The 14,094-nt window shown below is 63.8% G+C and carries 13 protein-coding genes and 1 tRNA gene; 7 read left to right on the forward strand and 7 right to left on the reverse strand.

Annotation, left to right across the window (positions count from 1 at the left end):
- Window positions 1-15 precede the first annotated feature (15 nt).
- The gene (locus tag ACFMPD_RS04880) at window positions 16-564 is read right to left on the reverse strand and encodes a pseudouridine synthase (protein WP_380992395.1); all 549 of its coding nucleotides are present in this window, start codon (window positions 562-564) and stop codon (window positions 16-18) included.
- A gap of 249 nt (window positions 565-813) precedes the next feature.
- On the opposite strand from ACFMPD_RS04880, the gene ACFMPD_RS04885 reads away from it, so the two are divergent.
- The 3 genes from ACFMPD_RS04885 (at window position 814) to ACFMPD_RS04895 (ending at window position 2,888) form a co-directional block, all read left to right on the forward strand.
- Window positions 814-1,398, forward strand: coding sequence for an HNH endonuclease (locus ACFMPD_RS04885; RefSeq protein ID WP_380992397.1), 585 nt, complete (start codon window positions 814-816; stop codon window positions 1,396-1,398).
- A gap of 450 nt (window positions 1,399-1,848) precedes the next feature.
- Complete coding sequence (locus ACFMPD_RS04890; RefSeq protein WP_380992399.1) at window positions 1,849-2,313, forward strand: helix-turn-helix domain-containing protein; 465 nt, start codon at window positions 1,849-1,851, stop codon at window positions 2,311-2,313.
- The gene (locus tag ACFMPD_RS04895) at window positions 2,310-2,888 is read left to right on the forward strand and encodes a VapC50 family PIN domain-containing toxin (RefSeq protein ID WP_380992401.1); all 579 of its coding nucleotides are present in this window, start codon (window positions 2,310-2,312) and stop codon (window positions 2,886-2,888) included. The genes ACFMPD_RS04890 and ACFMPD_RS04895 overlap by 4 nt, the downstream gene beginning before the upstream one ends.
- A 309-nt stretch (window positions 2,889-3,197) precedes the next feature.
- Here the strand turns inward: ACFMPD_RS04895 and ACFMPD_RS04900 are convergent, their stop codons facing one another.
- Entirely contained in the window at window positions 3,198-4,244 is a 1,047-nt protein-coding gene (locus tag ACFMPD_RS04900; protein ID WP_380992403.1) for an ornithine cyclodeaminase, read from the reverse strand.
- Between the two features lie 44 nt (window positions 4,245-4,288).
- A complete protein-coding gene (gene rocF, locus ACFMPD_RS04905) occupies window positions 4,289-5,203 on the reverse strand; it encodes an arginase (RefSeq protein WP_380992405.1) in 915 nt (304 codons plus the stop codon).
- Between the two features lie 106 nt (window positions 5,204-5,309).
- On the opposite strand from rocF, the gene ACFMPD_RS04910 reads away from it, so the two are divergent.
- Window positions 5,310-5,735, forward strand: coding sequence for an Lrp/AsnC family transcriptional regulator (locus ACFMPD_RS04910; RefSeq protein ID WP_380992407.1), 426 nt, complete (start codon window positions 5,310-5,312; stop codon window positions 5,733-5,735).
- Window positions 5,736-5,767: 32 nt separating this feature from the next.
- On the opposite strand, the gene ACFMPD_RS04915 is transcribed toward ACFMPD_RS04910, so the two are convergent.
- Together ACFMPD_RS04915 and ACFMPD_RS04920 are read right to left on the reverse strand one after the other, a co-directional pair.
- Window positions 5,768-6,235, reverse strand: a complete 468-nt coding sequence (locus ACFMPD_RS04915) for a disulfide bond formation protein B (RefSeq protein WP_380992409.1) — start codon at window positions 6,233-6,235, stop codon at window positions 5,768-5,770.
- A complete protein-coding gene (locus ACFMPD_RS04920; protein WP_380992411.1) occupies window positions 6,232-6,810 on the reverse strand; it encodes a YqaA family protein in 579 nt (192 codons plus the stop codon). The genes ACFMPD_RS04915 and ACFMPD_RS04920 overlap by 4 nt, the downstream gene beginning before the upstream one ends.
- A 135-nt stretch (window positions 6,811-6,945) precedes the next feature.
- Here ACFMPD_RS04920 and ACFMPD_RS04925 point away from each other — a divergent pair.
- A tRNA-Leu gene (locus ACFMPD_RS04925) sits at window positions 6,946-7,031 on the forward strand.
- Window positions 7,032-7,091: 60 nt separating this feature from the next.
- Here the strand turns inward: ACFMPD_RS04925 and ACFMPD_RS04930 are convergent.
- Together ACFMPD_RS04930 and ACFMPD_RS04935 are read right to left on the reverse strand one after the other, a co-directional pair.
- Window positions 7,092-7,715 carry a nucleotidyltransferase family protein gene (locus ACFMPD_RS04930; RefSeq protein ID WP_380992413.1) on the reverse strand — a complete coding sequence of 208 codons (624 nt, stop codon included), beginning with the start codon at window positions 7,713-7,715 and terminating at the stop codon, window positions 7,092-7,094.
- A gap of 34 nt (window positions 7,716-7,749) precedes the next feature.
- Window positions 7,750-10,158 carry a GcvT family protein gene (locus ACFMPD_RS04935; protein WP_380992415.1) on the reverse strand — a complete coding sequence of 803 codons (2,409 nt, stop codon included), beginning with the start codon at window positions 10,156-10,158 and terminating at the stop codon, window positions 7,750-7,752.
- A gap of 54 nt (window positions 10,159-10,212) precedes the next feature.
- Between ACFMPD_RS04935 and ACFMPD_RS04940 the strand changes: the two genes are divergently transcribed.
- Both ACFMPD_RS04940 and ACFMPD_RS04945 read left to right on the forward strand, forming a co-directional pair.
- Window positions 10,213-11,544, forward strand: a complete 1,332-nt coding sequence (locus tag ACFMPD_RS04940) for a DUF2254 domain-containing protein (RefSeq protein WP_380992417.1) — start codon at window positions 10,213-10,215, stop codon at window positions 11,542-11,544.
- 128 nt (window positions 11,545-11,672) lie between these two features.
- On the forward strand, window positions 11,673-14,093 hold the full coding sequence (locus ACFMPD_RS04945) for a GcvT family protein (protein WP_380992419.1): 2,421 nt from the start codon (window positions 11,673-11,675) through the stop codon (window positions 14,091-14,093).
- The last annotated feature ends 1 nt before the right edge of the window (window position 14,094 follow it).

A 14,094-nucleotide genomic window follows, 5' to 3' on the forward strand; every position in this document is an offset into this window, starting at 1 on the left:
CGGCGGTGGCCGCTGTCAGGGGGGCGCAAGCCGGTCCCAGCATCCGGGGGCCAGAGCGTCCAGCGTCCAGGGTCCGATGCGGTGCCGGATCAGGCGCAGGGTCGGGTGGCCGACCGCCGCCGTCATGCGGCGCACCTGGCGGTTGCGTCCTTCGCGGATCGTCAGCTCGATCCAGTAATCGGGCACGGATTTGCGCACCCGGATCGGCGGTACGCGCGGCCACAGCGCGGCGGGCGGTGCGATGCGGCGCGCGCGCGCCGGGCGGGTGCGGCCGTCCTTGAGCACCACACCGGAACTCAGCGCGGCCAGCGCCGTGGCATCGGGTTCGCCCTCGACCTGAACCCAATAGCATTTTTCCAGCTTGTGTTTCGGGTCGGCGATGCGGGCCTGCAGCCGGCCATCGTCGGTCAACAGCATCAGCCCCTCGCTGTCGCGGTCCAGCCGCCCCGCCGGATAGACCCCCGGCAGATCGATGAAATCGGCCAGGGTGCGACGGTCGCCGCCGGGATCGGTAAATTGCGGCAGAACGTCAAAGGGCTTGTTGAAACGGATTAGACGGCTCATGCGGCGGCCCTATTCGAAATGACCGTGAATGCATAGGCCCGAGCGGCCACTTGACGCGCCTATTAACCAACTTTTGTCATCCGGCGGTTACGGTTGCACGGCAGAATGACGATCACGAAAGGTCGACATATTGTGGCACATCAAGGCTTGTCAGCGGCCAACCACGATATATAGTTGTTTATATGCTGGGGCGGGTTCCCCGCTCTGGTGCCGGAAATTCGGGCGGACAGGGCGAGGACGGAGTCACCCATGAAGGCAGAGTTCAGGACGGAATTCGTAAGAGAGCCCGGCGCCTTGCGCCACCACCCGGCATTGGTCCTGAATGCCGATTACCGCCCGCTCTCGTATTACCCGCTCAGCCTGTGGAGCTGGCAGGAGGCGATCAAGGCGGCCTGGCTGGACCGGGTCGATATCGTCGCCGAATATGACGAGGTGGTGCGCAGCCCCAGCACCGAGATCCGAATACCCTCGGTGGTGGTCCTGAAAGACTATGTGAAACCCCAAAAGCGCGTGGCCTTCACGCGCTTTAATTTGTTTCTGAGGGATGAATTCCGCTGCCAGTATTGCGGCGGCCGGGGCGATCTGACCTTTGACCACGTGGTGCCGCGCGCCAGCGGCGGGATCACCAGCTGGCAGAACGTGGTGGCGGCCTGTTCCCCCTGCAACCTGAAAAAGGGCTCAAAACCGCTGCACCGCACCGGCATGCGCCTGCGCAAACCGCCGCGTCAGCCCGGCGCCGAAGAACTGCGCAACATGGGCCGCAAATTCCCGCCCAACCACCTGCACGACAGCTGGATGGACTTTCTGTATTGGGACGCCGAACTGGAAGCCTGAGGGCGACCGCCCATGGCGGTCAGGGTCGGGCAGAGGGCAGCGGTGCCCGTTTTCGACCCAGCGCGGCGTTTCGGACAATATGCAGCGAACTCGTGCGCCCCGCCCAAACCTGACCCACTGTCCCTGGTGAGAACTTGAGGTAACTGACTTTCGCGGCACAGGTAGGAAACTGGCAAATTGCGGACATAGCGCCATTTCGCTGTGGCTGCCCCAGTGACCGCAAGCTGAGCCTCGCGGACCAACGGCAAGGGCGGGGATCTGTCGTTCGCTGCGACATCGCTGTCAACGCAGCGCAGCAGTCGAAGGCTGTCGTCACGTTCTCAGATCGAAGGGAACGATCGCGGTGACGTCTGAAGAGGTGGGGTTACGTTTATTTCAGATATTTCGCTTATTTCTCTTGATAGGTTCGTGTTTTGGGATCATATCTACGACAACACAAGGGAGAAAAAAATGACCGATACCACACAGGCGGTGGTCGAAAGAGGCTTGGAGAAGCGCCTCCCGACACAAGAGGAAATCAACTCGGCTGCTCATGCCGCCACCGCTATCGCAGTCGCTATGGATGCCGACGGGAACCTGAGGGTTTCCGGCCAAAACGGAGATCCGGTCCATATTGCCCCAGCGGTTGGCCATTTGATTATCGACCTTTTGGGCCATGTGGCATCGGGAAACATGGTAACACTTGTGCCGGTTGGCACGATGCTTACCACGCAAGAAGCTGCGGACATGCTGAACGTCTCGCGCCCGCATCTCACGAAGCTGTTGAAGGCTGGTGAAATCGAATTTGAAGAAGTTGGAAAGCACAGGCGTGTGCCGCTTGAAGCCTTGACGGCCTATAGGGATAGGAAACGCCGGGAGCGCGAGGAAGCACTTGATGAGCTTGCTCGACTTGGACAGGAGTTCGACTCCGCTTGAGAATTATTGCAAATCCATTTGTTGTGATCCTGGACGCAAACGTTCTGTTCCCGTTTCGCGTCCGGGATGTTCTATTGACATTTGCCTATGAAGGCCTGTTTCGAGCCCGCTTTACGGAAGAAATCATGGCCGAATGGACCCAGAATCTTCTCGAGCGGAAGCCATCGCTCGAAAACAGCATCAATTCTCAGGTAAACATGATCCGTCAAGCTTTTGACGAATGTTTCGTGACCGGTCATATGCCACTGATTGAAGGACTCCAGATGCCGGATAAAGACGACCGCCATGTTCTTGCTGCTGCGGTCAGGTGTTCTGCGCAGGTAATCGTGACTGAAAACAAGCGCGATTTTCCATCTGACGTTCTCGAAGAATATGACATAGAAGTTCTGGGGGCCGACGAGATGCTCGTAAACACCTATGAACTCTTCCCTGTAGAAGCCGCTCGTGCGCTCGGAAAGGTTCGAGGGCGCTATAAGAACCCGCGCATGAATGTGAGCGAGTTTCTCCTCGATCTCACCCGAGCGGGACTTCCAAAACTTGCTGCTACCGCCAGACGAGACATCGAAACTCTCTAGTTAAAGCGAAGAAGGCGTCGCGGCGTGTCCCGATCGCACCGAGTCATGGTTCAAGTGAAAGGGAACTGGCCTGCGTTGATTTCGAAAGACGATTACAGCCCAATACTACCCTTTCACTCCACGTATCCTGAAAGGCTGCTCTGAGCCGTTTCAGGCAATTCTTTGTCGCTACGTGGGCCTAAATTGCAAAGCCCGCTTCCGACGCTTCTCGGTCGACCATGCTTTCCAGGTCAAGGTCCACTTGCGGTCCGGATCAGGTCTGGCGTCAGGAGGATCCGGATTGCAGGCGCATGTCAGCGGCCCAAAGGCTCAGGGCGCGGCGCGTTGGACCATGCCGAACAGGTCGCGCGGGTCGTCGGGGTCGGCCAGCAGGTCCAGCGGGTGGTACAGCCCGGTGCCCTGCAACTGGTCGCGCACATAGCGCAGGGCGGAAAAATCCTCGATGGCAAAGCCGACGCTGTCAAACAGGGTGATCTGGCGGTCCGACACCCGGCCCGGGGCGGCACCTGTGATCACCTGCCACAGTTCGGTCACCGGATGGTCGGGGGCCAGCTGCTGGATCTCGCCCTCGATCCGGGTCTGGGGCGGAAATTCGACAAAGATGTCCGAACGGGTCAGGATCGCCGGCGCCAGTTCGGTCTTGCCGGGACAATCGCCGCCGATGGCGTTGATATGCACGCCGGCGCCGACCATGTTGTCGGTCAGGATGGTGGCATATTGCTTGTCCGCCGTGCAGGTGGTCAGGATCTGGGCGCCCTGGATGGCGTCCTGGGGCGTGTCGCAGGCCACCACGGTCAGCCCGTGCCCGGCCAGGTTGGCGGCGCATTTGGCGGTGGCGGCGGGGTCGGTGTCATAGAGACGCACGGATTTCAGCCCGCAGATCGCCTTCATCGCCAGGGTCTGGAATTCGGATTGCGCGCCGTTGCCGATCATCGCCATGGTGTCGGCCCCTTTAGGCGCGAGATGTTTGGCCACCATGGCGCTGGTCGCCGCGGTGCGCATCGCGGTCAGGATGGTCATCTCGGTCAGCAGCACCGGATAGCCCGAGGCGACATCGGCCAACAGGCCAAAGGCGGTCACGGTCTGCAACCCCTCGGCGGTGTTCTTGGGGTGGCCGTTGACGTATTTGAATCCATAGGCCTCGCCGTCCGAGGTCGGCATCAGTTCGATCACGCCCACATCGGAATGGCTGGCCACGCGGGGCGTCTTGTCAAACAGCTCCCAGCGTTTGAAATCGGATTCGATATAATCCGCCAATCCCTGCAGCATCGGCGCGATGCCGATGTGGTGGATCAGTTGCATCATATGATCGACGGAAACAAATGGCACCAGCGCCTTTTCCGAGGGATGGGTCATGGGATCGGCTTTCGATTGCGGCGTTCCAAGGGGCATGGCCGGTCTCAGGTCGGCCGGTCAAACACGCGGCGGCCCAGCGCCGAGGCGGCCAGATCCACCATCACTTGCGCGGTGCGGCCGCGCTCGTCCAGGAACGGGTTCAGTTCCACCAGGTCCAGCGAGGTCATCAGGCCGCTGTCACAGATCATTTCCATCACCAGATGCGCTTCGCGGATGGTGGCACCGCCGGGCACCGTCGTGCCCACGGCCGGAGCGATCATCGGGTCCAGAAAGTCGACGTCCAGGCTGACATGCAGCATGCCATTGGCATCGGCCACGCGCTGCAAAAAAGCCGCCAGTGGCCGGGCGATACCCGTTTCATCGATCGAACGCATGTCGTGGCAGTGAATGGCGGTGTCCTGCAAGGCCTGCTTTTCCGCGGCATCGACCGAGCGCAGCCCGAGGATGCAGATGTTTTCCTGCGGGATCGGGTTTCGGATCGCCGGAAAGCCGCCAAAGCCCGCGCGCCCGGTCACATACCCCAGGGGCGTGCCGTGCAGGTTGCCCGAACCGGTGGTCTCTGGCGTATGAAAATCGCTGTGCGCGTCCAGCCACAGCACGAATTGCGGGCGTTCCCTGGTGGCGGCGTGATTGGCCACGCCGGCAACGCTGCCCAGAGACAGGGCGTGATCGCCACCCAGAAAGATCGGTATTCCGCGCGCCATCGCGTCTTCGGCGACCCGGATCAGGCGATGCGTCCAGCCGATGGTCTCGTTTGGACGGTGCAGCCGGGTGTCGCCATTATCCGGTGCATGCGATGCCGGCGCAAGATTGCCCATGTCCTGGACCTTGTGGCCCAGATCGGTCAGCGCGACGGTCAGCCCGGCGGTGCGATAGGCGTCCGGCCCCATCAGACAGCCGGGGCGCTCCTTGCCGCAATCGACAGGGGCACCGATCAGAATGCAGGTTTTGCGTGTCATGTCAGCCTCGTTTTCTCACAGGCTCCAGAAAAACTCCGAAATGCGGTGAAAACCAGCGTGAATTTTGCTCAAACCGCAGGTAATATTGGCAAAACGGAGGTTGTGTATGGACAAAACGGATGAACGTCTGATCGCTGCGCTGCGCCATGACGCGCGCGCCTCGCTGTCGGATCTGGCGCTGGGTCTGAACCTGTCACGTACCACAGTGCGGTCACGGATCGAACGCCTGCAACGGCGCGGCGATATCCTGGGCTTTACCGTGGTGCTGAAACAGGACACGCTGCGCGACCCGGTGCGCGGGCTGATGATGATCGGTATCGAGGGGCGCGGCACCGAGCGGATCATCCGCCAGCTGCAGGGTCTGCCCGAGGTGCGCGCTGTGCATTCCACCAATGGTCGCTGGGACGTGATTGCGGAACTGGGCACCGAAACCCTGGAGGGGCTGGATGTGGCGCTGGGCAAGATACGCCGGTTCGACGGTGTCAGCACCAGCGAAACCAGCCTGTTGCTGTCGACCCGCAAGGCCACCTGAAGGCCGGATTGTCGGTCGTGGCGTCAGGCGTGTCAGGCGTGGCGATCCGAGCGCGCGGCCAGCAGCCACAGCAGGGCCAGCCCCAGCGAGGCGAGCGCGTTCCAACTGGCCATCGACAGGCCGAACAGCTCCCAGGGCACCTCGTCACACCGAACCAGCGGTGCCGCCATGATCTGCGCCATCAGGTCTTCGGCGCTGAGGCCACCGACCGGACCCGAGGTGCAGGTGGTCGGGCCCTGCCACCAGCCGCGCTCGACGCCGGTGTGATAGACCCCGATCGACGCCGTCGCCAGCGCCGCGCAGGCCCCGGCCAGCGGCAGCAACCGGCCCGGCAGGACCAGCGCGATCAGACCGATCAGCACCGCCGCCGCATGCGGCCAGCGTTGCCACAGGCACATCTCGCAGGGCGCCAGCCCGCCGATATGCTGAAAGCCGAACGCGCCGGCCAGCAGCGCCAGCGAGCCGCCAGCCGCGGCCAGGATCAGGACAGAGCGTGTCATAGGTATCTTACCACGGCAAAGCCGCCGACCAGCAGCAGCACGAACAGGGTGAACATGAGCCCCAGCCGCCGTTCGATGAATTCGCGGATCGGCGGGCCAAAGACCCGCAGCAATCCGGCGACCACGAAAAAGCGCAGGGCGCGGGCCAGGATGGATGTCGCGACAAAGGTGCCCAGGGGCATGCCGGTCCAGCCCGACATGATGGTGATGACCTTGTAGGGAAACGGCGTCACCCCCGCCGTCAACACCGCCCAAAAGCCGAAATCGTTGAACCGTTCATTGAACGCGGCCATCGCATCAGCCTTGCCCATCGCCGACAGGATCGGCTGGCCGACGCTTTCAAAGGCGAACATGCCGATACCATACCCCAGAAGGCCGCCGAGAACCGAGGCCACCAGCGCCACCGACGCAATCAGCCAGGCCCGGGACGGGCGCGCCAGGATCATCGGGATCATCAGAACGTCAGGCGGGATCGGAAAGACCGAGCTTTCGACAAAGGCCACCAGGGCCAGCCACCACAGGGCCTGGGGATGTTCGGCCAGACCCATCGTACGGTCGTATATTCTTTTCAGCATGCGATCGGGGTCTCTGGCTGCGTGTTGCCGCCGGAAAATCATGCGCTTGGGATAGCGTCAAGCATCTGGCGACCACGGATGGGTGATTTTTGTCACTGGACCTTGCCGCGCGGGGGCGCTAGATCCGCAAGAGAGGCCCAAGTGGCGGAATGGTAGACGCAGGGGATTCAAAATCCCCCGCCTTTGCGGGCGTGCCGGTTCGAGTCCGGCCTTGGGTACCAGCCTCGACGTGACCGATCGCAATCCAGCCTGCCGATGCCTGCGGGTGGCGCAATGCCGCTCTAGCGGGCGTTTTGATGCGCCGCCCGCCAGCGCGCCCAGTCCTCGGGCGTGTCCAGATCGCGGCGGGCATGTCGGCCGGGCAGGCGGATCAGCGCCACGCGATTCCCGGCGGCGGCCACCACTTCGCGCCCGCCGCTGTCACCCGAAAGGCGCGCAATACGGGCAAATAGCGGGGCGGCAAACACCACCGGATGCCCCGGTTCCCCGTCTTGCGTGGCGCCGCGCCACACCAGAAAATCAGAATTCAAATCAACAGAGTGCAGGACGTTTCTCAAGTCGTCTTCACTCAGGTCGGGCAGATCCGCCAAAAGCAGCATCGCCGCCCTGGACGATCCTGGCAGGGCCGCAAACCCCGCCCGCAGCGCGGCGTTCATGCCCTCTTCGGCATCGGCGACCGGCACGGCTGTGGCGCCGCTGCCGGCTAACGCGCCATAGCGCGCATGCGGGGGCGGCGGCAGGGTCACGATCACCGGGCCACTTGTGACGGCGCGCGCCAGATCGACCTGTCGACGCAGCAGCGGGCGGCCATCGACCGGCAACATCAGCTTGTCGATGCCGCGCATCCGTCGGGACGCCCCGGCGGCCAGCACGATGATCGGAATATCGGCGTCCGGTTTGCTCATGCGCCCAGCCTAGAGCGGTCGCCGTGGGATGCAATCAGCCGCGCAGGCGCGTGCCATCGGCGTCAAACAGCAGCTGGGTGATCAACCGGGCCGGGCGGCGGTCGCCCAGGATCTCGATTTCTGCCGCCAGGCCCTCGGCCAGACGTTCAGTTGGCAGGAACCCCAGGGCCACCGAGGTTTCGGTATGGTGGGAATAGCCGCCCGAGGTGCAAAAGCCCTGGACCTGCCCGTCCAGCCAGATGGGTTCATACCCCTGTACATCGGCATCGGCGGCATCGACGCGAAAGGCGGCCAGACGGCGCGCCGGACCTGTGGCACGCTCGGCCTCGGCCGCCGCCCGGCCGATGAAATCGACCGGCTTGGCAAAGGCGATGAACCGGTCCAGCCCGGTTTCCGCCGGGGTGTAGTCGGGCGAATATTCCGCCAGCCAACTGCCAAAGAACTTGTCCAGCCGCAGCGACATCATCGCGCGCATGCCAAAGGGTACCATTTCATGCGCCCGTCCGGCCTGCCACAGTGTGTCCCACAGCTGGCGCTGCGCCATCGGATCGCAATAGATCTCGTATCCCAGATCGCCGGTATAGCTGACCCGCTGCACCAGACAGTCGGTCATCCCAACGGTCATGGGGCGCACGTCCAGAAACCGCATGTCGCCGATATCGCTGCGCGTACAGGCGGCCAGAACCGCGCGGGCCCGCGGTCCTGCGATCTGAAAACCGTTCAGTTTATCACTGATATTTTCAATACTTACGCCATCCTGTTGATGCGTCGTGAACCAGCGCATGTGATAGGCCTGACTGCCATAGGAAGCGGTCAGCCGAAAGTCGGTATCGGACAGGCACGAGATGGTGAAATCGCCGATCAACCGCCCTTTGGGCGACAGCATCGGCGTCAGGCTGACCCGGCCCGGCACCGGCACCCGTCCGGCCATGATCCGGTCCAGCCAGTTCCGGGCGCGCGGTCCGCTGACGTGGTACTTGCCGAAATTGTGCACCTCGTTGATGCCGACGCCGCCGCGCACGCCGCGCACCTCGCGACCCGTGGCGGCAAAGGCATCCGAGCGGCGAAAGGACGGGGTTTCATGGCCCGGCTCGTCGCCCTGGGCGAAATAGTTCACCACCTCCAGCCCGTATTGCTGGCCCCAGACCGCGCCCATGCGATCAAATATGTCATACATGGGCGTGGTGCGGTTGGGGCGCGCAGCGGGCAGTTCCTCGTTCGGATAGGCGACGGAAAAGCGTTTCTGATAGTTTTCGATCACCTTGGGCAGAGTATAGCCGGGGCTGATCCAGTTGCCGAACCGGGCCACATCCATGGCAAAGACATCGCGTTCCGGCTCGCCCTCGATCATCCATTGCGCCAGAGTCAGGCCGACGCCGCCGCCCTGGCTGAACCCGGCCATGACGCCGCAGGCCGACCAATAGTTGCGCAGGCCCGGCACCGGACCGACCAGCGGGTTGCCGTCGGGGGCAAACGTGAACGGGCCGTGGATCACCGTCTTGACCCCGGCGTGTTCCAGAACCGGAAAGCGTTTATACGCGAAATCAATGCTTTCGGCGATCTTGTCAAAGTCATCCGGCAGCAGTTCGTGGCCAAAGCTCCAGGGCGTGCCCGCCACCGCCCAGGGCCGGCAGGTCTGTTCGTAGAACCCGATGCACAGCCCGCGCCCTTCTTGCCGCAGATAGCTTTCACCGGCCGGGTCCATGACATGCGGATGTTCCTGCGCGCGCTCGTATATCTGGGGAATATCGTCGGTGACGACATATTGGTGTTCCATCGGGTGCAGCGGTAGATAGACACCTGCCATGGCGCCGACTTCGCGGGCCCAGAGACCGCCGGCATTGACCACATGTTCGGCATGGATCGTGCCCTTGTCCGTCACCACGTCCCAGCTGCCATCGGCGCGCGGGTTGGTTTCGCGCACCATGCAATGTGTTTCGATCGCCGCCCCGCCCATCCGGGCGGCCCGGGCATAGGCATGGGTGGTGCCCGAGGGGTCCAGATGCCCGTCCAGCGGATCATAGAGGGCGCCGATGATACCATCGGTGTTGGTGATCGGCGCAATCCGGCGGATCTCTTCGGGGCCGACAATTTCGGTGTCCAGCCCCATGAACCGGTGTTTGGCGCGCTCGGCCAGCAGCATGTCGAACCGGTCCCGATTGTCGGCCAGGGTCACCCCGCCGACATGGTGCAGCCCGCAGGACAGGCCGGTGATCTCCTCGAGCTCCTTGTAGAGACGGATGGTATAGCCCTGCAGTGCGGCCATGTTGGTATCGCCGTTCAGGGTGTGAAACCCGCCCGCCGCATGCCAGGTCGACCCGCTGGTCAATTCGCTGCGCTCAATCAGCATGACATCGGACCAGCCCAGTTTCGTCAGGTGATACAGGACCGAACATCCGACGACACCGCCGCCGATCACGACGACGCGGGTGGTGGTTTTCATGGCGTGTCTCCCCTAGGGTTTTCAGGCAGGATTCCGGGCGTGGTGCCCGGCCGCATGTCGAAGGACGACATCCGGTGTCGTAATTGCCTCGCCGCTCTGGCGGCGGACTGGACGGAAATGGAGTTTCGGATGCTGTCTACGCTGTTACGCAGGGCCATGCAGATCTCGCGGCGGTTGTATGTGCGGGTGCTGCTGATCGCCTGTCTCAACCTGGTGGTGCTGGTGCTGGCCAAGGTTCTGGACCCGCTCATTCCTGCCGGCGCCAGCGACGCGATCGGGGCGAAGGCCGTGGATCCGATCCTGCAGACGCTGGCCAGTTCGATGCTGGCGGTGACGATCTTTTCGCTGACCATCATGACCGGTGCCTTTCGCACCGCATCCAGCCAGTGGAGTCCGCGCACCCATGTCATTCTCAAGGATGACACCACCACCCATTCGGTGCTGTCCACCTTCGTCGGGGCCTATCTGTTCGCGCTCCTGGCCATCGTGCTGCGCGCGTCGCATTTCTTTGGTGAGAAAGAGATCGTGGTGCTGTTCGCGTTCACCATCTGCGTGATTGCGCTGATCGTGATCTCGCTGGTGCGGTGGATTGCCCATCTCGAGGAACTGGGCAGCCTGGACAAGACTGCGGATCAGGTGCAGGCGCGCGCGACGCGGGCGATGCGGGCTGTGGGCAAACAACCCTGCCTGGGGGCGCAGGTGCTGTCCGACCCCGAGGCAGTGGCACGGGCCGGTTTCACGCCGGTCCATGCCCGCAAGGCCGGCTATGTGCAGCAGGTCTTTGTGGCACGGTTGCAGACCTGTGCCGAGGCCGAAGAGGTGCGGATCTATGTCACCGCCATGATCGGCGGTTATGTGCAGGCGGGCGGCGTTCTGGGCTATTGCGACGGCATCGGCGAAGTGTCGCAGGCGGCGCGGGTGCTGCGCGAGTCCATCCTGATCGACTCGGTCCGGTCGTTCCAGCAGGATCCGGGTTTCGGTCTGCTTGTGCTGGGCGAGATTGCCAGCCGGGCGCTGTCGCCCGGTATCAACGATCCCGAGACCGCGGTCGCCATGGCGCATCGGCTGGCGACGGTCCTGCTGCTGGCGGCTCCGTCCGGCGGGGAAGGTGACCCGGAGCCGGAGCTGGATCGGGTCTGGCTGCGGCCACCGGATCTGGACGGGTTCTGCCGCGACAGTTTCGATCGCATTGCCCGTGACGCGGGCGATAAGGTCGAGGTGCATCTGGCGATTGCGCAGGCTCTGCACGGAGTGACAGAGGCGGAGTCTCCGGCTTTGGCGGCAGCAGCGCGCGCCTGTGCCGGGCGCTGCGCGGCGCGGGCCAAAAAGGCGCTGGCCGACGATCCGGATCTGGACCGGTACCTATCGGCCATTGCGGCGCGCTGAGGCCGGAAAGCGAACGGAATCGCCCGTTCGCGACCGCTGATGTCGGAAATCGGCGCTTGCCTCGCGGCGGGGTCAATCAATCTGATCCGTATTAATGCCATCCGGCGTCATCACGCGGAGACCCATCCATGCGGACCCATGCCCAGGCGGTTGTCATCGGCGGCGGCGTCATCGGCTGCTCGATCCTGTATCATCTGACCAGGCTGGGCTGGACCGACGTGGTTCTTCTGGAGCGTGATGAACTGACCAGCGGCAGCACATGGCATGCGGCGGCCAATATCCATGGGTTGCACGACAGCACCAATATCAGCCGTATCCAGCATTACACCATGTCGCTGTACAAGTCTCTCGAGGCCGAGACCGGCCAGAGCTGCGGCGTGTTTCAGCCCGGCAGCCTGTATCTGGCCCAGACCGAGTCGCGCGAACATCAGCTGCGGCTGCAGGCGGCCAAGGCGCGGCTCTATGGCATGAACTTCCACGAGATCGGCCGCGATGAGGCCGAGCGCCTGCACCCGCTGGTCGATTTCGACGGCACCCGCTGCATCATGTGGGAACCCGAGGGCGGCAATGTCGATCCCAGCGGCGTGACCCAGGCCTATGCTGCCGGGGCCAGGCAGGCGGGTGCCGAAATCCACCGGTTCTGCCCCGTTACAGCCACCGAACCCCAGCCCGACGGCCGCTGGATCGTGCGCACGCCCAAGGGCGACATCACCACCGATTGGGTGGTGAATGCCGCCGGGTTGTGGGGCCGCGAAGTGGCGGCGCTGGCCGGAATCAGGCTGCCGTTGCAGCCCACGGAACACCAGTATTTCGTCACCGAGACCATCCCCGAGATTGCCGGTCTGGACCGCCGCCTGCCGTCGGTCAGCGACCGGGACGGCGAATATTACCTGCGTCAGGAGGGCAAGGGCCTGCTGGTCGGCGCCTATGAACGGGACGTGCGGTTCTGGGCCGAGGACGGTACACCGCCGGATTTCGCCCACGATCTGTTTCCCGACGATCTGGATCGGATCGAACAGAACATGCTGCGCGCCATCGCCCGGGTGCCGGTGCTGGGGCAGGCCGGGATCAAGCGGGTGATCAATGGCCCGATGATCTGGTCGCCCGATGCCAATGTGCTGTTCGGACCGGTGCCCGAACACAGGGGTTATTTCTGCTGCAACGGCATCATTCCGGGATTCAGCCAGTCCGGCGGCATGGGGCTGATGGCGGCGCAATGGATGGTGCAGGGCGAGACCGAATACGACATGTTCGCCTGGGATGTGGCGCGGTTCGGCGACTGGGCCGATGCGGCGTTCACCCGCGCCCGGGTCGCGGACCAATACGCGCACCGCTTTGCCATTCATTTTCCCAACGAGGAACGCGCGGCGGGCCGCCCCGTGCGCACCCGTCCCGTGCATGACCTGCAACGGCAGATGGGCGCGGTGATGGGCCTGAACGCGGGATGGGAACATCCACTGTGGTTCGCCGACGCGCCGGAGGCAGGCGACACCAACGGCTTTACCCGGCAGAACTGGTGGGGACCGGTGGCGGCGGAATGCCATGTGTTGCGCGAACGCGCGGGCGTCATCGACATCTCGAATTTCGCCCGATACGTGGTCCGGGGGGGCGGCGCCGAGGATTGGCTGAACGCGGTCTTTGCCAACCGCATGCCGCGCGCCGTGGGCAAATCCTGTCTGACGCCGCTGATCGGCAAACGCGGCGGCATTGCCGGCGATTTCACCGTGACGCGCCTGGCACAGGACGAATTCTGGATCATCGGATCGGGACTGGCCGAGCGCTATCACCAGCGCTTTTTTCGCGCGGTACCGCTGCCGCCGGGCACCACGTTCCACAGTCAAACCGACAGGATGTGCGGTTTCAACATCGCCGGGCCGGACAGCCGGGCGCTGTTGCAGGACCTCAGCGATCGCTCGCTGGAAACGCCGGATTTTCCGTTCATGGCGTCGCGCCGGATGCGGGTCGCGGGTGTCGATTGCCTGGCCCTGCGCGTGTCCTTTACCGGCGATCTGGGCTGGGAGCTGCATTGCGCCCAGTCCGATCAGGCTGCGCTTTATACGGCCCTGCTGGCCGCCGGGCGCGAACGGGGGGCAGGGCCGGTGGGCAGCAGGGCCCTGATGAATCTGCGCCTTGAAAAGGGCTATGGCTCGTGGTCGCGGGAATATTCGCCGGAATACCGCCCGCACGAGGTCGGCCTGCAGCGGCTGTGCAAGATGGACAAGGATTTCCTGAACCGTGACGCGGCGGTCCGCGCATTGGCGGAACCGGCGCGCGAAAGGCTGGTGCTGCTGGCGCTGGATCAGGCCGACACCACGGCCAGCAACGCCGACGCCACCGGTGGCGAACCGATCTTTCGCGACGGGCAGGGCATCGGGCGGGTGACCTCGGGCGGCTATGGTCACAGCGTCGGCCAGAGCCTGGCCCTTGGCTTTGTCAGAGACGCCACGGCGGGCGACCGGGTCGAGGTCATGGTGCTGGGCCGGCCACACCGCGCCACCATCCTGTCCGAACCGCCCTTTGACCCCAAGGGCCTGCGCCTGCGCGCCTGAA

It is taken from the genome of Sedimentitalea sediminis, assembly GCF_042687825.1.
In the GTDB taxonomy this organism is placed as follows: Bacteria; Pseudomonadota; Alphaproteobacteria; order Rhodobacterales; family Rhodobacteraceae; genus Sedimentitalea.

Coding starts and splice junctions, on each gene's coding strand:
- ACFMPD_RS04880 (WP_380992395.1), bottom strand. CDS start 564: ATGAGCCGTCTAATCCGTTTCAACAAGCCCTTTGACGTTCTGCCGCAA.
- rocF (WP_380992405.1), bottom strand. CDS start 5,203: ATGACACGCAAAACCTGCATTCTGATCGGTGCCCCTGTCGATTGCGGC.
- ACFMPD_RS04940 (WP_380992417.1), top strand. CDS start 10,213: ATGTCGAAGGACGACATCCGGTGTCGTAATTGCCTCGCCGCTCTGGCG.
- ACFMPD_RS04910 (WP_380992407.1), top strand. CDS start 5,310: ATGGACAAAACGGATGAACGTCTGATCGCTGCGCTGCGCCATGACGCG.
- ACFMPD_RS04915 (WP_380992409.1), bottom strand. CDS start 6,235: ATGACACGCTCTGTCCTGATCCTGGCCGCGGCTGGCGGCTCGCTGGCG.
- ACFMPD_RS04890 (WP_380992399.1), top strand. CDS start 1,849: ATGACCGATACCACACAGGCGGTGGTCGAAAGAGGCTTGGAGAAGCGC.
- ACFMPD_RS04920 (WP_380992411.1), bottom strand. CDS start 6,810: ATGCTGAAAAGAATATACGACCGTACGATGGGTCTGGCCGAACATCCC.
- ACFMPD_RS04945 (WP_380992419.1), top strand. CDS start 11,673: ATGCGGACCCATGCCCAGGCGGTTGTCATCGGCGGCGGCGTCATCGGC.
- ACFMPD_RS04930 (WP_380992413.1), bottom strand. CDS start 7,715: ATGAGCAAACCGGACGCCGATATTCCGATCATCGTGCTGGCCGCCGGG.
- ACFMPD_RS04935 (WP_380992415.1), bottom strand. CDS start 10,158: ATGAAAACCACCACCCGCGTCGTCGTGATCGGCGGCGGTGTCGTCGGA.
- ACFMPD_RS04900 (WP_380992403.1), bottom strand. CDS start 4,244: ATGACCCATCCCTCGGAAAAGGCGCTGGTGCCATTTGTTTCCGTCGAT.
- ACFMPD_RS04885 (WP_380992397.1), top strand. CDS start 814: ATGAAGGCAGAGTTCAGGACGGAATTCGTAAGAGAGCCCGGCGCCTTG.